This is a genomic window from Longimicrobium sp. (genome assembly GCF_036399935.1).
In the GTDB taxonomy this organism is placed as follows: Bacteria; Gemmatimonadota; Gemmatimonadetes; order Longimicrobiales; family Longimicrobiaceae; genus Longimicrobium.
Window position 1 is genome coordinate 40,966 of the sequence record NZ_DASWMD010000055.1, and the last position, 18,604, is coordinate 59,569.

General features: G+C 70.8%; 16 protein-coding genes and 1 tRNA gene. 2 read left to right on the top strand and 15 right to left on the bottom strand.

The features are described from left to right. Positions 1 to 27: 27 nt before the first annotated feature. Together VGB24_RS17110 and VGB24_RS17115 are read right to left on the bottom strand one after the other, a co-directional pair. Positions 28 to 2,727 carry a hypothetical protein gene (locus VGB24_RS17110; RefSeq protein WP_331074162.1) on the bottom strand — a complete coding sequence of 900 codons (2,700 nt, stop codon included), beginning with the start codon at positions 2,725 to 2,727 and terminating at the stop codon, positions 28 to 30. A gap of 7 nt (positions 2,728 to 2,734) precedes the next feature. Beyond that, positions 2,735 to 4,357 (bottom strand): sodium:solute symporter, encoded by a 1,623-nt coding sequence (locus VGB24_RS17115; RefSeq protein ID WP_331074163.1) that lies wholly within the window; start codon positions 4,355 to 4,357, stop codon positions 2,735 to 2,737. Between the two features lie 276 nt (positions 4,358 to 4,633). Here VGB24_RS17115 and VGB24_RS17120 point away from each other — a divergent pair, with 276 nt between their 5' ends. Then, complete coding sequence (locus VGB24_RS17120) at positions 4,634 to 5,854, top strand: ROK family transcriptional regulator (protein WP_331074164.1); 1,221 nt, start codon at positions 4,634 to 4,636, stop codon at positions 5,852 to 5,854. An 8-nt stretch (positions 5,855 to 5,862) separates the two neighbouring features. Here VGB24_RS17120 and VGB24_RS17125 read toward each other — a convergent pair whose 3' ends face one another. Next, positions 5,863 to 7,083 (bottom strand): ROK family transcriptional regulator, encoded by a 1,221-nt coding sequence (locus VGB24_RS17125; protein ID WP_331074165.1) that lies wholly within the window; start codon positions 7,081 to 7,083, stop codon positions 5,863 to 5,865. A 161-nt stretch (positions 7,084 to 7,244) separates the two neighbouring features. Next, a complete protein-coding gene (locus tag VGB24_RS17130; protein ID WP_331074166.1) occupies positions 7,245 to 7,616 on the bottom strand; it encodes a helix-turn-helix domain-containing protein in 372 nt (123 codons plus the stop codon). Between the two features lie 182 nt (positions 7,617 to 7,798). On the opposite strand from VGB24_RS17130, the gene VGB24_RS17135 reads away from it, so the two are divergent. Next, positions 7,799 to 8,635, top strand: coding sequence for a YaiO family outer membrane beta-barrel protein (locus tag VGB24_RS17135; RefSeq protein ID WP_331074167.1), 837 nt, complete (start codon positions 7,799 to 7,801; stop codon positions 8,633 to 8,635). 1 nt (position 8,636) lies between these two features. Here the strand turns inward: VGB24_RS17135 and VGB24_RS17140 are convergent, their stop codons facing one another. The 11 genes from VGB24_RS17140 to VGB24_RS17190 form a co-directional block, all read right to left on the bottom strand. Beyond that, complete coding sequence (locus VGB24_RS17140; RefSeq protein WP_331074168.1) at positions 8,637 to 9,068, bottom strand: hypothetical protein; 432 nt, start codon at positions 9,066 to 9,068, stop codon at positions 8,637 to 8,639. Further along, on the bottom strand, positions 9,062 to 9,694 hold the full coding sequence (locus tag VGB24_RS17145; RefSeq protein WP_331074169.1) for a nucleotidyltransferase domain-containing protein: 633 nt from the start codon (positions 9,692 to 9,694) through the stop codon (positions 9,062 to 9,064). Before VGB24_RS17145 ends, VGB24_RS17140 begins: the two co-directional genes overlap by 7 nt. Before the next feature lie 173 nt (positions 9,695 to 9,867). After that, positions 9,868 to 9,938 (bottom strand) — tRNA-Gln (locus tag VGB24_RS17150). A 37-nt stretch (positions 9,939 to 9,975) separates the two neighbouring features. Beyond that, positions 9,976 to 10,884, bottom strand: coding sequence for a 4-(cytidine 5'-diphospho)-2-C-methyl-D-erythritol kinase (locus tag VGB24_RS17155; RefSeq protein ID WP_331074170.1), 909 nt, complete (start codon positions 10,882 to 10,884; stop codon positions 9,976 to 9,978). Next, the gene (locus VGB24_RS17160; RefSeq protein WP_331074171.1) at positions 10,874 to 11,935 is read right to left on the bottom strand and encodes a lysylphosphatidylglycerol synthase transmembrane domain-containing protein; all 1,062 of its coding nucleotides are present in this window, start codon (positions 11,933 to 11,935) and stop codon (positions 10,874 to 10,876) included. The genes VGB24_RS17155 and VGB24_RS17160 overlap by 11 nt, the downstream gene beginning before the upstream one ends. A gap of 13 nt (positions 11,936 to 11,948) precedes the next feature. Further along, positions 11,949 to 13,409, bottom strand: coding sequence for an Hpt domain-containing protein (locus VGB24_RS17165; RefSeq protein WP_331074172.1), 1,461 nt, complete (start codon positions 13,407 to 13,409; stop codon positions 11,949 to 11,951). A 17-nt stretch (positions 13,410 to 13,426) separates the two neighbouring features. Then, on the bottom strand, positions 13,427 to 14,152 hold the full coding sequence (locus VGB24_RS17170; protein ID WP_331074173.1) for a pyridoxine 5'-phosphate synthase: 726 nt from the start codon (positions 14,150 to 14,152) through the stop codon (positions 13,427 to 13,429). After that, positions 14,149 to 15,033 carry a Rossmann-like and DUF2520 domain-containing protein gene (locus VGB24_RS17175; RefSeq protein WP_331074174.1) on the bottom strand — a complete coding sequence of 295 codons (885 nt, stop codon included), beginning with the start codon at positions 15,031 to 15,033 and terminating at the stop codon, positions 14,149 to 14,151. The genes VGB24_RS17170 and VGB24_RS17175 overlap by 4 nt, the downstream gene beginning before the upstream one ends. After that, entirely contained in the window at positions 15,030 to 16,289 is a 1,260-nt protein-coding gene (hflX, locus tag VGB24_RS17180; RefSeq protein WP_331074175.1) for a GTPase HflX, read from the bottom strand. Before hflX ends, VGB24_RS17175 begins: the two co-directional genes overlap by 4 nt. 235 nt (positions 16,290 to 16,524) lie before the next feature. Continuing rightward, the gene (locus VGB24_RS17185; RefSeq protein ID WP_331074176.1) at positions 16,525 to 16,740 is read right to left on the bottom strand and encodes a type II toxin-antitoxin system HicB family antitoxin; all 216 of its coding nucleotides are present in this window, start codon (positions 16,738 to 16,740) and stop codon (positions 16,525 to 16,527) included. A 22-nt stretch (positions 16,741 to 16,762) separates the two neighbouring features. Then, a complete protein-coding gene (locus VGB24_RS17190) occupies positions 16,763 to 18,565 on the bottom strand; it encodes a TonB-dependent receptor plug domain-containing protein (protein ID WP_331074177.1) in 1,803 nt (600 codons plus the stop codon). Positions 18,566 to 18,604 lie beyond the last annotated feature (39 nt).

Here is an 18,604-nt window from a genome sequence, read left to right on the forward strand (position 1 = left end):
GTGAAGCTGCCGTTCAGACTGGCGGCCTCACCGGCACTCCGAGGCTGGCGAGAGGTGAATCAGGCGCAGGTGGTCCAGCAGCGCTGTGTTCACGCGCCGGTCCATGTTCTCGTCCAGGGGCGTGTAGGCGAGCGTCAGGCGGTGCCCGCCGGGCGACAGGTTCACCCGCAGCGACGTCCCGTAGCCCCACTCGCTCCAGCGGTCCGTTCCCCGTTGCGGCATCACCAGCACCCCCGCGGGCTTCCCATCCACCAGCAGCGTGCGGACGGCCGCCTTCGCGTCGGTATTGATGGGCCCGCTGCCATTGGCGTAGCGCGCGTCGATGAGGTACTCACCGCCGCACGCCACGATTACCGGAAACTCCACGGTCGTGTTCGTCGCGCGCGTCACCCGCACGTAGCCCGCGCCCGTGAAGCCCTCGTGCTCGCGCTCCAGCGGCGCTCCCCGGGGCCGCGCCACGACGACCGCCTCGTCGCGCGCCATCAGCACCGGCGCGCTCAGGAACGACTCAAGCCCAGTGGAATCCACCGCCAGCACCTGGTACTCGGCCACGCGGTCCAGCCGGCCCAGTGAAACGCGCGTCCCCGTCATCGTCGCGGCCGGGCGCCCGTTTCGGAGCACGACGTAGCGCACCGCGCCCGGGACCGGCTCCCACGCCAGCACCTCTCCCCGCAGCGTAACGGACGGCGTCTCGGGCGCCCAGCGGTTCTCTACCAGGTTCACGCGCCCCGCCGGCCACCGCCCGTTCATCGTGATCTCCACCACGTGCTCGCCCGTGAGCGTCGCGGGAACCTCCGCGCGCTCCAGCGGCTGGCCGTCGAGCGTCGCACTCGCCACGCCGTCGCCGAAGCCGCGTACGGTGATCGACAGGGTCGCACCGCGGTAGCGCAAGTTCGAAAGCGTGCGCTCGCCCTCGTAGCCGCGCGGCACCATCGGGCGAAAGACCAGGCCGTGCGGCCGGAACCGCATCCCGAAGAGCACGCGGTAGCTGGCGGCCAGGTTGCCGGCCACGCTCCACAACTGGCGGTCGGAGTTCAGCTCCGTCCCGTCGAAGTGGCCCGTGCTGGCCATCATGTTTTCCTTGTTGGTCAGGAACAGCGCGGCCGGGCGGTAGATGGACGCCAGGCCATGCTCCACGGCCGCCGTGTTCCCCGCCTCTGCCGCGGCCCAGAGCGAGTACGCGTTGACGAACGGCCAGATCGCCGCGTTGTGGTACGAGGGGACGGCGGGGATGTACGGCCAGAACGTCGGCGCGCCGAACTCCACCATCGGCGCGCGGGCCGAGATCAGCCCCTGCTGCTCGGGGTCCGCCACGCCGTAGATCACGGCCAGCGCCTGGGCCAGGGCGTCCGAGCGCGGGGCGAGGGATGCAAAGCCGCGCCCGTAGCGGAAGACGGCGTAGTACCCCGCGTCCGGCATCCACAGGTGCCGGTTGATGGCCGTGCGCAGGCGCTCCGCCACGTTCGCCCAGTAGTCGCCCGGCTCGCCCAGGGCCGACGACATGTTCGCCAGGATGCGATACGTGGCGAAGTGGACGACGTTGGTGCTCGTCCCCGCCGAGCGGGCGATGTCGCGCGGCTCCATCCAGCGCGGGTACGACTGCTCCCGCCAATCCATGAACGACGTTTCGCCCGTCGCCAGCCCCGTCGCCGGGTCGAAGATGGCGTGCAGGTCCGCCTCCGCCGAGCGGCTGATGATGTCGTACGCCTGCCGCAGCCAGTCGCCGTCCCCGGTCACCGCGTACAGCTCCCACGCGGCCAGCGCCCACGTCATCCGGTCGGTGGAGATGGGCCACGATCCGCCCGTCCCCGTGTCCTGGATGATGCGTCCGGCCGAATCGACCTTCGCCATCAGGCTGCGCTTCACCGCGTCCGGCGCCGCGACGGCCAGGGCGAGCACCGAGGCGTACGAGACGTCGCGCGTCCACACGCCCGGCCACTTGGCCCCGGCGCTGAGCGCGCCATCCTCCCGCACCAGCTGCGTCAATTCTTCCAGCGACATGCGGTAGAGCGCATCCACCAGCCGCTCCGGCGAGCGCAGCTGCGGGAACGCAGACACGTCCGCCTGCCGCGTCCACACGGCCCGTCCTGGATCCGCCAGCGGACGCGTGTACTGCGCCTCGACCGGCAGGGTGAGCGTGTAGATGCCGTCGCCATCCTCGTCCCGCAGCTGCGCGGGCGAGCCGGGGCGCAGGGCGCGCGCGTCCCAGCTCAGCGGCTCCACGTCACCGATGGCGTACACGCCCTGGAAGTCCGCGCGGCGGATGGGCGGGCCCTGCGGCGGATCGTACACGCCGGTCCGCTCCAGCTCGCGCAGCACGTGCCGCAGGTCCAGGCGGATGGTCACCCGCGCGACGCCCTCCTCGCTCGTGGAATACGCCTCGGGCGTGGGGATGAACGGCGGCTGCTCCTGCCCGAAGACGTACACGGGCGAGACGATGGCGCCGTTCGCCGGGCGCACGTACAGCGTGTGCTCCGTCCCGGACGGGAACTCGTTGTCCACCCCGTTCAGGCTGAAGCGGAAGTGCATCTCGCGCCCGGCGCGCGGATAGGTGCTGACGATGCTGTCCCGCGAGAGCGCCACCGCCGCGAACCGCCCCTGGTGCACGGACGTGTCGGTGACGGTGAACGCGTCCGATCGATACAGCTCGCGCTGCGCCCCGAGGTCCCCGGCGGATGCCACGAGGGCGGCGGACACGGCGCCGAGCGCGCGAATGCGATGGGTCATCGGCCGATCAGGAGAAGTACAGCCAGATCGCTACGACCGTGGCCACCAGAAGCCCGCTCAGCACGAGTCCCTCGGTGCGGCTTCCCGTGTTCTCCGCCGGCTGCACCCGCGCGGTGGTCTGGAAGGTGAGCCCCTCCAATTGCTCGCGAGACGGGGCCGGTGCGGTCATCGACGCCGCCACCAGCACCAGCGAGCAGATGATGAACAGCAGGGCCGCGAAGTGGAGGAAGTTGATCTCGGCGTAGGCCAGCAGCCATCCATCCAGGTTCGCCTTGTTCAGCTCGGCCGCAAGGCGCCCCATCCCCAGGACGAAGCCCACCAGCAGCGACGCCATCGCCCCGCGGGCGTTCAGCCGGCTCCACAGCAGCCCCAGCAGGAACACGGCGGTGATGGGGGGCGCGATGTACGCCTGCACGCTCTGGATGTACTGGTACAGCTGCCCGGAAATCAGCTTCATCAACGGAATCCACGCCAAGCCCAGCACCACCAGTACACCCGTGGAAAGACGCCCGACGAGGACCAGCCGCCGCTCCGACGCGTCCGGCCGCAGCTTCTTGTAGACGTCCCAGGTGATCAGCGTGGAGGTGGAGTTGAAGACGGACGACAGTGAGCTCATCAGCGCCGCCAGGAGCCCGGCGACGACCAGCCCGCGCAGGCCCACGGGAAGCAGCGTGCTCACCAGCGCCGGCAGCGCCTGGTCCGGGGCGCCCAGCTGCAGCTTGCCCTGCCGCGCGAGCACCGTCGCGATCACGCCGGGGATGACGAAGATGAACAGCGGCAGGATCTTCAAAAACCCGGCGAACACCGTCCCGCGCCGCGCCTCCTGGAGGTTGCGGGCCGCCAGCACGCGCTGCACGATGAACTGGTCGGTGCACCAGTACCAGATGCCCAGGATCGGCGCGCCGAAGAGAATGCCCGTCCAGGGGAAGGAGGGATCCGTCGCCGGCTTCCACATGTCCATGAACTCGGGACCGGCCGCGCGGGTGAGCTCCCCCCATCCGCCCACGGCGTTCAGCCCGATGACCGTCACCACGATGGATCCAAGGATCAGCACCACCATCTGGATGGTGTCGGTGATCAGCACCGCGCGCAGGCCGCCGAACAGGGTATAGATGCCGGTGGCGACCACCACGACGAGCGCGCCCGTCCAGAAGTTGATCCCCATCACCGCCTCGAACACCACCCCGCCCGCGAAGATGGTCACCGAGATCTTGGTCAGCACGTATCCCACGATGGAGATGCCCGCCAGGTACCACCGCGCCGCGGGCGAATAGCGGCGCTCCAGGAACTCCGGCATGGTGTACACGCCGCTGCGCAGGTAGAACGGGGCGAACAGCCACCCCAGCAGCAGCAGGATGAAGGCGGCCAGGATTTCGAACTGCGCCACGGCCACGCCACTCGCCGCGCCGGTGCCCGCCAGCCCCACCAGGTGCTCGGACCCGATGTTCGACGAAAAGAGCGACGCGCCCACCACGAACCAGCCGGTGTTGCGCCCCGCCAGGAAGTAGTCGGCCGATGTCTCGCCGCCGCCCTCCCGCCGTTCCCGCCAGGTGGCGTACACCGCGCCGAACGCGGTCACGGCGAAGTACAGCGCGATCACCAGCCAGTCGATGGTCGTCAGGTGCGCCAAGGTGAGTTCTCCGGGTGATGTTCCGTGGGGCGGGTGTACCGTTTCGGGCCGCCGTCCACGCGCGAAACAGCGGCGGAACCGGCCGAACGGGTGATGACCGGGAGGGGACCGGATGACGGCGGGCTTGACGGCGCGGGTCCGGAAGCCGACTTTCCGGTTTTGGAACGATCAGTGACAAAATGGATGGCCGTACGATAGCGGCCCTCCCACGGGTCCGCAAGCACTTTTCGCCCGCGCATCCGGCGCCGCCACATCCATCCCCCGCCCCCCCGCATCGTGCGCAAGATCGACCCCCGCAACTTCCAGCGTGCCACCCGCACCACCAGCAAGGAGATCAACCGCCAGATCGTGCTGAACCTCGTCCGCGAGTACCAGCCGATCTCCCGGGCAGACCTGGCGCGCCGCATGGAGGTGGCGCGCGGCATGGTGAGCCCGCTGGTGAACGAGCTGATCGAGGGCGGGCTGCTGTACGAGGCGGCGGTGGGCACCTCGCGGCGGGGCCGCAAGCCCACGCTGCTGCACGTGCGCGCGCACGACCGGTTGGCCGTGGGCATCGACGTGCGCCTGAGCGAAACGCAGGTGATGCTCGCCGATTTCGCCGGCCGCACCCTCGCGCTGGAGATGCTGCGGACCCCGGCCACGCCGGACGAGCTGATCGCGGAGCTGGGCGCGCGCGTCCGCCGGCTGCTCGAAGCCAACTCCGCCGCCGGCGAGTGCCAGGGGATCGGCCTGGTCGTCCCCGGTACGGTGGACAGCGAGACGGGGCGCCTGGTGAACGCGCCCACGCTGGGCTGGCGCGACGTGGACCTGCGCGGCGCGCTCGAGGCGGCGGTAGGGATCGAGGTGACCATCGAGCGCGACGCCGTGGCCTGCGCCCTGGCGCAGATGTGGCTGGCGCACCCGGTCGGCGGGGCGCTGGACAGCTTCGCCTATGTCACCTTTTCCGACGGCGTGGGCGCGGGCCTGGTGATCAACGGGCGGGTGGTGCGCGGGCACCGCGACGCGGCCGGCGAGTTCGGGCACATCCCCCTGACGATGGACGGACCCGCCTGCCTCTGCGGCTCGCGCGGATGCTGGGAGGCGTACACCTCCAGCCACGCCATCGTCGCGCGCTACCTGGGCCGCGAGCTGGCGACCCGCGACAGCTACGCGGCCGTCCGCGAGTCGGGGATGACGGTCGCCGACGTGATCGCCCGCGCCCGGTCCGGCGACGCGGGGGCCCTTTCCGCGCTGGAGCTGACGGGGCGGCTGATGGGGCTGGGGCTGGCGGCCATCGTCAACGCGGTGAACCCGGCGCGGATCGTGGTCGGCGGCGAGGTGGCGGCCGCGTGGGACATCGTCGGGCCCCCCGCGCTGGCCGCCATGGCCGAGCGCACGCTGACCACCGGCACCGCCTCCACCCCCGTGTCGCCCGAGGCATCGGACCAGCAGACCCGCCTGCGCGGCGCCGCGGCCCTGGTCGTCGCCCCCACCTTCGCCGCACCCGCCATCGGCTGAACGCGGCGTCAGGCCACCTTGGGCGCGGCGAACTTGCGGGCCACCAGCAGGGCCGTGGCCCCGCGCAGCCGCGCCGCGCCTCCCTCGTGCGGCGTGGGGACGAGCGGGGTGGCGGCCGCGGCGGCGGTCAGCGTGCGGCGGCGGACGCCCTCGGCCACCACCTCGGCAATCAGGTCCCACCCGGCGGTGATCTCGCCCGCCACCAGCACCCGCGCCGGGCTGAGCGCGGTGATGATCCCCGCCAGCCCGATCCCCAGGTACTGCCCCGTTTCCAGCAGCGCCTTCCTGGCCCGTTCGTCGCCGGAGCGCACGCGGGCGATCAGGTCTTCCATGGTGAAGCCGCTCTGCCGCAGGTGCTCGCGGCTGTCGGGCGCGCGGACGTCCAGGCCGAAGTAGCGGGCCATCGTGGCCACGTTGGAGGTGTACGCCTCCAGGCACCCCTGCAGCCCGCACATGCAGTGGGGCCCGTCCAGCGAAAGCGGCAGGTGGCCGAACTCGCCCGCCGTGTCTCCGTGGCCCCGGAACACCTCCCCATCCTCCACCACGCCCACGCCCACCCCGTCCGACACGGTGACGTAGACGAAGTTGTCGGCCTCGTCGCCGTGGAAGGGGGGCAGCCACATGTGCGCCAGGGCGCAGGCGATGGGCGCGTTCTCCACGAACACGCGCAGCCCCGTTCCCGCCGCCAGCGCCTCACGGATCTCCACGTCGCGCCAGCCGAGCTGCGGTGAATTGAGGATGTGGCCGGTGCGCCGGTGGATCATGCCCGGCACCACGATGCCGATTCCCTCGCACCCCTGCACCTGGTGCTCGCGGAGCAGGCGAGTGACGCGGGTGACGAGCTCGGCCACCAGCGCGCCGGGCGAAAGGAGCGTGGGGAACGACTCCAGGGCCACCTGCCGCCCGTCCAGGTCGGTGAGCGCGACGACGGTGCGGCTGAAGCGCACGTCGACGGCGATGGCGTACTGGTCGCGCGAGCGCACGTGCAGCAGCGTGGGCTTGCGGCCGCGCGGCACGTTGGCGAGCGCGCCCTCGAAAATCACGCCGTCGGCGATCAGCCCCTCGACGATCTGGGTGATCATCCCGCGGCCCACGTGCATGCGCCTGGCCAGGTCCGCCCGCGAAAGCGGCTCGTGCTCGCGAACCAGGTTCAGCACGATCTTGCGGTTGATCTCCCGGGGGGTGGACCGCGTCGCGCGCCGAAACTGCCCCGTGTTGATCTTGCGCATCGGTCGTCTCCGGGATTTGGAAGCTTCTCTTCCAATTTCTACGGATCGCGCCCGTCACACAAGGCTTTCTTACGGAACGTCCCGATCCACACGCCAGGCCGGCCGCAGGCAATACGCTGCGGCCCGCCATGAAGCGTGATTGGAACCAGGCAGCCCGCGGTCTACAACAGGAGATCGGCGGGGATCCCGAGCTTATCCCGCAGGGCCTGGATCTGGCCCTTCGAAAGATCGCGCTTACCGCTCATGAAATCCGAAAGCCGGCTCCGTCCGCCCATGATCTCAGCGAGTTCCGCGCGGTTCATGCCCCTCTGTTCGGCCATGAACTGAACGAGGTCCGCGGGTGTGAGGTCGGAATCGTCGATGGGATCGTGTCGCGCTTCGTAATCCTCCACGAGGACCGACAGCAGTTCCAAACGATCCGACTCCGCGCTGAAAGGCGCAGGATCCAGGTCCAAGAGGCGGTCGATCTCCGCAACGGCGGTATCGTACTCAACCGGCGTGCGGAGAACGTGCGGACCCGGGCTCTCGCTCATTGTAACCATTCCGCTTCCCACGTTGATCGTCGGCCGCTCAGCATCACTGCCTGGGGGGGCTTCTTCGTTTGGCAATTCGATGGCCCTGCTCGTGCGAAACGGCGGGGCTTCACGCTACTTTATGCGTTCAGGCAGTCATCGCGGGCGGCCACGCCGACAGGAGCCGATCAGGGATGAGGGAGATGAGCATCGTGGGTCGCGGACGTATCGCCCTGATGGCGGCGTCGATCCTGTTGTGCAGCCCGGCGGCTGCCCAGGAGACCGCATGCCCCGTGGACGTGGGCTGCGTGCGAACGCCGGAGCCGGGGACGGCAGCCGTGGAGTGGCGCGCGGGGCTGGACTACGGGCACGTGAGGTTCAGCGGCGCGAGCGTGGACCCCTGGCACACCACCACGGCCGAGGTGTCGCGCAAGGACCCGGGCGTCAGCCTGATCGCGCGGCTGAACTGGGCGCAGCGTTTTGGGGAAAACGGAGTGCAGGTGGAGATGGATGCGTATCCGCGTATCGCCCGCGGCACCTACGCGTACCTGAACGCGGGGTATTCCGAGGCTTCCATCTTTCCCATCGCGCGGATCGGGGCGGAGATCTACACCAGCCCCGCGAGCGGCACCGAGGCCTCCATCGGAATGCGGCACCTGGAGTTCCAGAACGCGCGCGCCACCATCTTCACGGGCTCGGCGGGGCTGTACCGGGGCAACTACTACTTCTCCGCGCGCCCGTTCATCACGCCGCAGGACGACGGCACCTCCGTTTCGGGATCGCTCCTGGCGCGCCGCTACTTCTCCTCCGCCGATTCCTACGCCACGCTCGTCGTCGGCGCGGGAACGTCCCCCACGGAGTCGCCGCTGGAGTTCGAGCTGGGGCGCGCGAACACGTACCGGGTGGGGCTGTACGGAAAGACGCCGCTGGGCGGGGGCCTGGGCGTGCGCTGGTCCACCGGCTACGAGCACGAGTCGCTGAGCGATGTGGAGGACCGTGACCGCGTGTCGTTCAGCCTGGGCCTGGACGCGCGGCTGTAAGTCACGCGGGCGGGCGCCGCTGGTACGCTTCCTCGGCCCAGGCGCAGAACGACTCCGCCTTGCGAAGGATCGCGGACGCGTCTGCCATCGTACTGTACACTCCCTGGTAGGAGACGGCGTCCTTCTTCTTGACGATGGCCCTGAGCAGGTCGACCGCCTCGGGCGAAGGGTTCTTCAGGGCGGCGAGCAGGGCGTCCGGCGCTCTGACGTGCTCGCCTTCGGTGGACTTGAACCCGCCATACGCAATCGTGATCGCGTCGTTGTAGGCGATCGCCGCGTGAATGGCGATCACCGAAATCGCGTTGCCGTACCGGGTCTCGTCCGTCGCGAGATTTTCCAGAGCCTTCGCGCTCTGCAGCAGGGCAGAGCCGACGTTGCGGTACTTCGCCGCCTGGTGCCGGTCCGTATCCTTGCGCCGCCCCCGTGTTACCACAGCAGTTCCTCCAGTGGCTTTCCATGGATCCGCCGGCCTTCGCGGATTGCGTCGCCTAGGAAGCTCTCTGAGCTGCGCGCCTGCCGGCGAGCCGTCGCCAGGTCCAGCACCACGGGCGAGAGCACCACACCAAAGTACGTTCGGAGTGCTGGCGCACGCGCCGAGAGCGTGTCGTGCACCGCTTCGGCATCCCGTGCGTCGGGCGTGATGACGAGAACGTCGAGATCGCTTCCGGGAACGTCGTCGCCCCGGGCGGCGCTCCCGAACAGATAAGCGCTCAGCACACGTCCCTCCGCCGCGCCTGCCTCGTCCAGCAGTATCCGCCGCAGTTCCACGAACAACTCTTCAGCCCGCTGGCGCTCCGCGCGAAAGAGCGGCAGGAGACCGTCGCGCACGAGGTGGTGGTTCTCGTTCAAACGATAGAGATGCTGGGCCGACGTTTCCTCCATCAGCACGACACCGAGTTGCGTCAGCTCTCCCAACCCGCGTTGCGTCATTGCGCGGCTGGCATGTGCCTGCCGCGCGATTTCACGCCCGGACAGCGGCTGATGTGCGTCCGCCAGCACGCGCAGTGCACGCACGCGTACGCCTGAGGAAAGGATACCATTGAGCGGGGCGAAAAGCATGGTATACGTCGCTGAGGGCTCCCGTCCGATGATCTTGCGCGTGGCCGCTCGAATAGGCCATGTGGCCTAGTTTTGCGGCCATCCGAAAGATGCTTGAACCCGCTACGGAGCGCAAGCGTCAGTGTTGCGACGTGAAAAAAGCAGGGTGGCTTCGCAGCCACCCTGCTTGAAAGTTGCCCCCGGAGGATTCGAACCTCCACTAGAAGTTCCAAAGACTCCTGTGCTGCCATTACACCAGGGGGCACCGAGCGCGTCGCCTTAAGCTACATGCACGCCGAAAATTATCCCACCTCGCCAATCGGGTCAACCCGGCATACGGGCTCATCCTCCAGCGTATCCGCCGCCCACACGCTCATCCCCAGCCCACGCAGCCGCTCCATCGCCGCATCCCGCTCCGTCGCGACATCGAACACGCCGAAGACGGATGAGCCGCTTCCCGCCATCAGCGCGACAGATGCGCCGTGGTCTCGGAGCGCGTCCACGGCATGCGCGATCAGCGGGATCTGCTCGGCGACGACGGGCTGGAAGTCGTTCTCCGCGAGCGTGGCGACGGCGGCCCAGTCCGTCAACTGCTCGATCGGGATGGACCTGGATCGGGGCTGATATCCGCCACCCCTCTGCTCGGCCACGCGCCGGAAAGCGTCCGGCGTCGCCATGGCCACGCCGGGATGCGCGATCACGATTGGACGTGTGGGAAGCGGCGGCAGGGACAGCAGGCGCTCGCCGCGGCTCCACGCCAGGGCCAGCGGCGACCCGGAGAGGAAGAAGGGGACGTCGCTTCCCAGCTCGATCGCCATCCCCAGCAGCGCGGCGCGGTCAAACGGCTCCCCGTGCAGCGCATTCAGCGCCCGCAGCGTGGCCGCGCAGTCCGATGAACCGCCCCCCAGCCCCGCGGCGGAGGGGATGCGCTTGGTGAGGTGGATGTCGACCGCCGCGGCTTCGCCCAACTCGCGGTACAACCGCTCCACCGCGCGAACCGCCAGGTTTCGGTCGGGAGGGCCTGTATCTACGCCACCGTCGACCACCAGGCGGATGCCTGGCGCACCACGATGGACGGTGACGGTGTCCGCCAGTGACACCGCGCAGAACAGCGTCTCCAGGCCGTGGTACCCACTTTCCTCGCGCCCCAGGATGCGCAGGAAGAGGTTGACCTTGGCCGGTGCGCTGGCGGTGACGGAGTCAGCGCGCACGGATACGGGGGTTCAGCGCAGGGTCCGTTTCCACCGCATCCTCCACGCTCGTCTCGCTGCGGCGCAGGTCCCGCCAGCGCAGGTTGAGGCGCGCGGCGTAGTACACGCCCAATCCCGTGACCGTGAACCATCCGCCCAGGTGAAAGCCGATGGCGAACGAGGCGGCGCGGCTCTTGTCCACTCCCCACAGCCCCAAGCCCCACACGCTCGCCGCCTCGAACGGCCCGAAGAACCCGGGCCCGGAGGGGATGGAGACGGCCAGCGCGATACACGACTGCAGGAAGAGCGCGCCCACGTAGCCCGGCTCGTCGATTCCGAAAGCGCGAAAGGCCAGCACGAACGAGCCGGCGAGGAACGCCCACTGGAAGAGCGCCCACGCCACGGAAACGGCCAGAAGCCGGGGGTTCCGCAGCACGTGCAGCCCGCCCAGGAACGCCTTCAGCGCGTCGACGAGCGGCCGGCGGAAGGCGGAGGGAAGGATGACCGCCGCTCGTTCCGCCACCGACGCGGCGCGCACGGGGAAGTACGCCATCCACACCAGCGTCGCCAGGAGCACCGCGGAAACGGCCATCACCACCCGGACGGTGGCCTGCAGGTCTACCGGGCCGCCCGCCACCAGCTCGGGGAACCCGGGCAGCGACATGGCCAGGAGCAGAAAGGCGATCATCACCACGCCGTCCAGCGCCCGCTCCAGGACCAGCGACGCGAACGCGGCGCTCAGGGTAACGTTCGCCTGGCGCGCGAGGACCCAGGTGCGGGCGAACTCGCCCAGCCGCGCGGGGAACACGTTGTTCGCGCCAAAGCCGATGCAAACGCCCGCGATGCGCGGCTTCCAGCCGATTCCCGGCGCCACCGGGTCCAGGAGCGGCTTCCAGCGCATGGCGCGAATGTGCATCCCCACCGTCGACACCAGCACGGCAGCGCCCAGCAGCAGCAGGTCCGCCTCGCGCAGGTGCCTCCAGACGTCCGCCCACTCCACGTCCTTCAGCGCCAGCCACAGGAAAAAGACGGTCGCCGCAACCCCGACGACCGTCTTCAGGTGCCGCTTCATCGATGCTGCCCCGTCACGACGGTGCCCCCATCGCCAGCTGCACCAGGCCGAAAAGCTCGTCCAGCGCCTCGGTCAGCGCCGGTCCGTTCTCCCCCCCCGCGAGCTGCTCGATGCGGCCGCGCAGGGTCAGCGCCACGCGGAAGGCGTCGCCGGGCTCGTAGAGCAGCGTCTCCACGGGAACGACGCCCTCCTCCTCCTCGGCCGCCAGCGTGGATGCCGGGGGAACGTCGGAAGGGGCGGCGGGCTCCGGCGGCTGCGCGGCGACGGCCGGAGCCGGAGTCGGAGCCGGCTCCGCGGCGGGCGGGGGCGGCGCGCCCGGGAGCGCGTAGCGCAGGGTGCGCAGGGCCTCGCGTGCCTCGTCGGGCGTGGTGGACGCGCCGACGCGGGTGGCGGCCAGGTTTGCCGCGGCAGACATCCCCGCCACGCCGTACGTAGTCGCCAATTCGCGCACGGACGCCGCCAGCTCCGCCACCTCGCGCGCAATCCGGCCGAACCGGCGCGGGCGCGCGGGAAGGCTGGCCAGCAGCCCCTCGGCGCGGTCCAGAAAGCCGGTGCCCTCAATGCGCAGGAACTGCTCGACTTCGGGCGATGCCCCGCCGCCCTCGCCCGGCACCGGCGCCATGGGCGACGACACCAGGTTGCCCACCCCGCCGTCCGCGAACAGCCGGCTGATGGGCACCACGTCGGTGTCGCCCGCGTCCTGCGCGTCGTCGGCGCGGTCGCGCAGCTCGCGCATGCGCGCCAGCTCGGCAGAATCGCCGGGCGGATCCCCGTTCGCCAGCGTGCGGCCGGCGGCGTCCAGCGCATCGCGGGCGGCGCCCAGCAGCTCCAGCTCGGCGGCGTTGACGGCGGACGCGCGGCCCAGGATTTCGTGGGCGGTGTCCTCGATCCCCTCCAGCCCCTCCAGCACGGGGGCCAGCACCTCCATCCCCGCCACGCCACGAACGGGACGCATCCGCCGGAGGACCACGCGAAGCGGTTCGCGCGCCTCGGGATTGTCGCGCAGCTCGCCGAGCACGCGGTCCAGCTCGGCGACGACGCCGGTGATCTCGCGCTGCACGAAGCCGAACAGCTCATCGCCGGGGGCTCGCGGGCCAGTTTCTCGGCGCCCGCCGGCCACGTCGGTCCAGCGTTCGGCGGCGGCGTGGGCGCGCTCGTCGTCGGCCGCGGACCAGTCGGCGCCGAAGCGGATCACCAGCGCGCGCAGGTCGCCGGCGGTAGTCCGGGCGCGGTCGCGCACCTCCGGCGACCAGGGGAGCACGCCGTCGCGGATGGCGCGGGCGCCGTCTTCCAGCCGCTCCGCCACCGTGGCGATGGCCGTGGCACCGGCAAGCTGGGCGCTGCCGCGCACGCCGCGGGCAAGGCGGAAGAAGCGCATGGGGTCCGGCCGCTCCGAGCTGGCCAGCAGCGCGTCGAGCTGGTCCAGGAACTCGCCGGCTTCCAGCGCGAAGTATTCGCTGAGCGGTTGGGCCATGGGATTGTTCTGGGGGGTCAGCGGCGGGCGCGGCGGATGATTTGGGCCATGTCGTGCACCGCCCGCTCCATGCCGGTGAACATGGCGCGGCTGACGATGGAGTGGCCGATGTTCAATTCCTCGATCTCTTCCACGGCCGCCAGGGGGGTCACGTTCTCGTACGTAAGGCCATGCCCGGCGTGCACCGCCATCCCCAGCGAGCGGCCCAGCGCGGCGGCGCGGCGCAGGCGTCCCAGCTGCTCGTGCCGCTCGGCGCCGCGCGCGTTGGCGTACTCGCCCGTGTGAAGCTCGATGGCGTCGGCGCCCAGCTCCAGCGAGGCGCGCACGGACTCGGGGTCGGGGTCGATGAACAGCGAGGTGCGGATTCCCGCGTCCTTCAGGCGCCGGACGGCCTCGGCCAGCGATCCCCGCATGCCCTCGCCCGTAAAGGTCAGCCCGCCCTCGGTGGTCACCTCTTCGCGCCGTTCGGGAACCAGCGTAGCCTGGTGCGGCCTCCACTCCTCCGCCAGCGCCAGCACGTCCGACGCGGCGGCCAGCTCCAGGTTCACCGCCGTCCGCGCGGTTTCCATGAGCAGGCGAACGTCGCGGTCCTGGATGTGGCGGCGGTCTTCGCGCAGGTGAACGGTGATGCCGTCGGCGCCGCCCAGCTCGGCCAGCACGGCGGCGCGCACCGGGTCGGGCTCGTCGGTGCCGCGCGCCTGGCGCACCGTAGCCACGTGGTCGATGTTGACGTAAAGCCTCACTCCGCCCCTCCCAGCAGGTCCGCCAGCCGCGCCGCCGCCGCGGGATCGATCCCGGCCAGCCGCGCCAGCCGCAGGGCCTCCCGCCCGAGCAGGCAATATAACGGGCGCTCCGCCGCCGACAACCGTTCCAGGTGAAGCGCCACCGTCTCCACGTCGCCGCGCAGGATGGGCCCGGTGAGCGCCGCCACCGGCCCGCGCGCCGCCACGTTCTCCACCGCGCCGGCGGCCAGCGCCGTCAGGGCGGGACGCGCGTCCCGGGCGTGCACCCCGGCCTGCTCCATCAGCCCCTCGGCCACGGAAAGCAGGGCGACCGCGTAGTTGCTGGCGAACACCGCCGCGGCGTGGTACGCCGGCTTTCCGCCTGGAGCAATCCGCAGTACCCGTCCCCCGCACGCGGCGACGATCCGCTCCGCCAGGTCCAACGCCGCGCCATCCCCCTCCACGCCCCACGACACTCCTGAGAGGCGATCGGCCCCATCCACCGGGTCGGAGATGGCGGCAAGGGGATGCGCCGAGCCTACCGCGTGGCCCCGTGCCGAGAGCGGCGCCAGTACGTCCATCGACCGGCTGCCGCTGGTGTGCAGGACGGGGAGTTCGGGAGATGGATGAAGGGATGCGAGCCGGTCCGCCACTTCGCCGATGGCGCCATCGGGGACGGCGATCACGATCCCGCCGATCCCCTCCGGTACGCCATCCATCGCCGGGCGATACGCCACGCCGGGCTCGCCGAAGAGCGGATGGTCGGGCGCGGACGGGCGCCGCCCCGTCACCGTCAGCCTATCGACCGCGCCGTCCCGGTGCAGCCGCAGCCCCATCGCAAGCCCCGTTCGCCCCGCGCCGATGATCCACGGGTGGCTCAGGCGGCCCGGCGACGCGTTCACCCCCAGCCGTAGATCTTCACGCCGCGCGTGCGCAGGCGGCCGAGGGAGGCTTTCGACAGGCGCGCGCGGATGTGGATCTCGGCGCCCTTGTCCTCGCGCTCCAGCACTTCGCCGTCGCGGTAGATCTCCGCCAGCAGGCCCCCGTGCGACGACGACAGCGTTAGCCGCACGTCGGGGCGGATCTTCTGCAGCTCCTCGTGAAGCAGCACGCGCAGCGGCTCCAGGCGCCCCTCCTCCACCGTGCTGACGAAGATGGAGCGCGCGCCCCCGAACGACCGCTCGCGCAGCGCCTGCTCCTCGGCGTGCGTCAGGCGGTCGATCTTGTTGAAGACGAGCACGGTCGGGCGCTCGGCCAGTCCCAAATCACCCAGCACCTCGGTGACCACCTCCATCTGCTCTTCCCATTGCGGATGGGAGGCGTCGATGGTGTGGAGCAGCACGTCGGCTTCGGCGGCCTCTTCCAGCGTGGCGCGGAAGGAGGCGACCAGGTGGTGGGGAAGCTTGCGGATGAACCCGACCGTATCGGTCAGCAGCACCTCGGCGCCCTCGCCCACCTCGATGGAGCGCGTGGTGGGGTCCAGCGTGGCGAACAGCCGGTCCTCGACGAACACCTCGGTGCCCGAGATCCCCCGCAGGATGGACGACTTGCCCGCGTTGGTGTAGCCCACGAGCGACGCGCGGAGCTGGCCCTCGCGGCTCTTTCGCTGGGTGGCGCGGGTGCGGGCTACGCGCTCCAGCTCGTCCTTCAGCCGGGTGATGCGGTGGTCGATCATCCGGCGGTCCGTTTCCAGCTGCGTTTCGCCGGGGCCACGCATGCCGGGCCCGGAGCGCGACCGCGAAAGGTGCGACCACATGCGGGTCAGGCGCGGCCGCATGTACTGGAGCTGCGCCAGCTCCACCTGCGCGCGTGCCTCGCTGGTGCGGGCACGCGTGGCGAAGATGTCCAGGATCAGCTCCGCGCGGTCCATGATGCGGGTGCCCAGCAGCTTCTCCAGGTTGCGCCCCTGCGCCGGCGAAAGCTCGTCGTCCATGATGATGAGCGTCGCGCCCGCCACCTCCACCCGCTGCTTCAGCTCCTCGGCCTTCCCCTCGCCGATGTAGAACTTGGGGTGCGGCGAATCCAGGCGCTGGACGAACGTGTCCAGAACCTCCACGCCCGCGGTGTCGGCCAGGCGCCCGAGCTCCTCCAGGTGCTCCTCGGTCACCTCGGCGGTCTGCTGCTTGGAGGGAGCGGCCACCAGGATGGCCTGCTCCACGGGCGCCGCCAGTTCGATCAGGTCTCGCGTGGTGATGGTAGTCCCGTCGTGTAGAGGTTACAGGTCGTCGGGCCTGGGCCCCGTCCGTTCGTAGTGTTTTCGATCCGGTCTGCGATGACATGCAACGCAAGCGCCTGAACCTTGTCGATGGCCTGCGCATGGCTCTCTCCGTACACCATCACGCCCGGAAGCGACGGCACCTCAGCGATCCACCGGCCGGCCGTCTCACGGTCGATCAGGATGCAGGTGCACCGGCTTGATCGCGCGGCTGGGGGATCGCGTCTCCGAATTCCTCAACGGTGGCAACCCATGCCTGGATCGCGTGCTCCGCATTTGCGCGTGCCTCTTCACGGGATCGGCCATGCGCCATGCATCCGGGCAGGTCCGGCACTCGGGCGACGAACGCCCCGTCGGCATCGCTCCAGTCGATGTGGATCTCGTAGCGCGCCATCACCGCCTCCGCATCCGCGTTTCTACCGCCCGCCCGACCACTCCAGCCCGATCATCAGCGCGCGGCCCGGGGCGGCGAGGCGGCTGATGTCGCGGTAATCCGCGTCGGTCGCGTTCTGCACGTCGGCGAAGACGCGGAGGGCGCGGATGTCGTACGAGGCGCGCGCGTCCAGCCGCAGGTACGCTTCTTCGCCCACGCGGCGCGCGCGGCGGCCCAGCAGCGACACGCTCAGGCGATCCGCGAAGGTGCGGCGCGCGCGGAGGGTGACGTTCTCCATTACCGGCCGCAGCGCCGACTTGCTGGCGAAGCCCTCCGCCGCACTCGTGGTGAACGAGAGCCACGTGCCCGTCGCGCTCCACGCCACGTCCAGCGGGCCGGCCCACGACGCCTCGGCCTCGATGCCGCGGAAGCGCGCGTCCTCCACGTTGCGCGTGCGCCAGGGCTGGTCCGCGGCGCCGTCCGGCTTGGCCCAGTCGATCAGCTGGTCGGCGTGCCGCACGAAGCCCGCAACTCCCAGCCGCACGCCGCGAGCCACAAAGGCGCTGGCACCCACCTCGGCGCTCCAGGACTGCTCAGCCTTCAGGTTGGGGTCGCCCACGTTCGCGGGGTCCTGGTAGTACCGGTCCGTCCACGTGGGGGCGCGGAACGCCCGCCCCGCGGATGCGCGCAGCCGAACCCCCTCCGCGGGCCACCACGCCGCGGCGGCCGACGGCGACCACTCCGTCCCGTAGCGCTCGTGCCAGTCGGCGCGCACGCCGGCCGTGGCGGAAAGCCGTCCGACGCGGCCGGCGGCGGCCTCCACCAGCGCCGCGGCCCGCTGCTCGGCGCGGTCGCCCAGGCGCGCGCTTTCCAACTCGTCGCTGAACCATTCGCCGCCGCCGGCCAGCCGCAGCCCATTCGGCACCCGCCAGCGCGCCATCACCTCGCCGCCCCAGCGGAGGTTCGTGTGCTGGTTGCGGTAGAACGACGGGTCGGCGCGGCGCAGGACGAAGTCGTCGGCGTGGCGCCGCACGCTCAGCGTAGGCTCGACGGCGAACGTCGCCTCCGGTGCCGCGCGCAGGGCCAGCGTTCCCGTCGTGGTCCGCGTCTCCTCGTACGACGGGAACGGGCCGTAGAAGCCGTCCGCACCAAAGTCACGCGCCGCGTGCCCCGCGTCGGCGTTCACCGTCCACTGGCCGACCGGCATCGAGAGAGCCAGGCGCCCGCTGGCCACCTCGTAATCCGTCCCGGCGCGATGCCCGTCCGACCGCTGCCATTCGCCGCCCAGGTCCGCCCGCACCCCGCCCACGTGGGTCGCGTACGACAGCGCGGCCGAGCGCGTGTCCCACGATCCCGCCTGTGCGCGTGCCCTGGCACCCGCGCCCTCGCGCCGAGTGACGACGTGGATCAGCCCGCCCACCGCATCGGCGCCGTACAACGCGGACGCGGGGCCGCGGACGATCTCGATGCGCTCCACCTGGTCCAGCGGCACCGCCAGGTTCAGGTCGAAATGGCCGGTCTGCGCGTCGCTGGCACGCACGCCGTCCACCATCACCAGCACCTGCTCGAAGGTGCCGCCGCGCACGGCCACGTCGGCCAGCGCAGGGGAGCGCGGCATCACGTCCACGGCCAGCGCCCACTCCAGCACGTCGGCCACGGTGCGGGCCGGGAGCACGCGGATCTGCTCGGCGGTAATCACCTCCACGCCGCGCGTGGCGGCCACCAACTCGGCCGCGGCGCGCGACGCGGCGGCCACCTGCACGGTGTCGAGGGGAACGGTCCGGTCCTGCGCCGTCAGGGCGGCCGGAACGAGGAGAAGAGCAACAAACAGTGAACGAGCACGCATCAGCATCTACCGTGACGACAGCCGCCGCCGGGCGACGAG

Excerpts from the sequence above, each read along its gene's own strand:
- VGB24_RS17110 (WP_331074162.1), bottom strand. The coding sequence starts at position 2,727 with ATGACCCATCGCATTCGCGCGCTCGGCGCCGTGTCCGCCGCCCTCGTG.
- VGB24_RS17125 (WP_331074165.1), bottom strand. The coding sequence starts at position 7,083 with ATGCGCAAGATCAACACGGGGCAGTTTCGGCGCGCGACGCGGTCCACC.
- VGB24_RS17130 (WP_331074166.1), bottom strand. The coding sequence starts at position 7,616 with ATGAGCGAGAGCCCGGGTCCGCACGTTCTCCGCACGCCGGTTGAGTAC.
- VGB24_RS17135 (WP_331074167.1), top strand. The coding sequence starts at position 7,799 with ATGAGCATCGTGGGTCGCGGACGTATCGCCCTGATGGCGGCGTCGATC.
- VGB24_RS17145 (WP_331074169.1), bottom strand. The coding sequence starts at position 9,694 with ATGCTTTTCGCCCCGCTCAATGGTATCCTTTCCTCAGGCGTACGCGTG.
- VGB24_RS17160 (WP_331074171.1), bottom strand. The coding sequence starts at position 11,935 with ATGAAGCGGCACCTGAAGACGGTCGTCGGGGTTGCGGCGACCGTCTTT.
- VGB24_RS17165 (WP_331074172.1), bottom strand. The coding sequence starts at position 13,409 with ATGGCCCAACCGCTCAGCGAATACTTCGCGCTGGAAGCCGGCGAGTTC.
- VGB24_RS17185 (WP_331074176.1), bottom strand. The coding sequence starts at position 16,740 with ATGGCGCGCTACGAGATCCACATCGACTGGAGCGATGCCGACGGGGCG.
- VGB24_RS17190 (WP_331074177.1), bottom strand. The coding sequence starts at position 18,565 with ATGCGTGCTCGTTCACTGTTTGTTGCTCTTCTCCTCGTTCCGGCCGCC.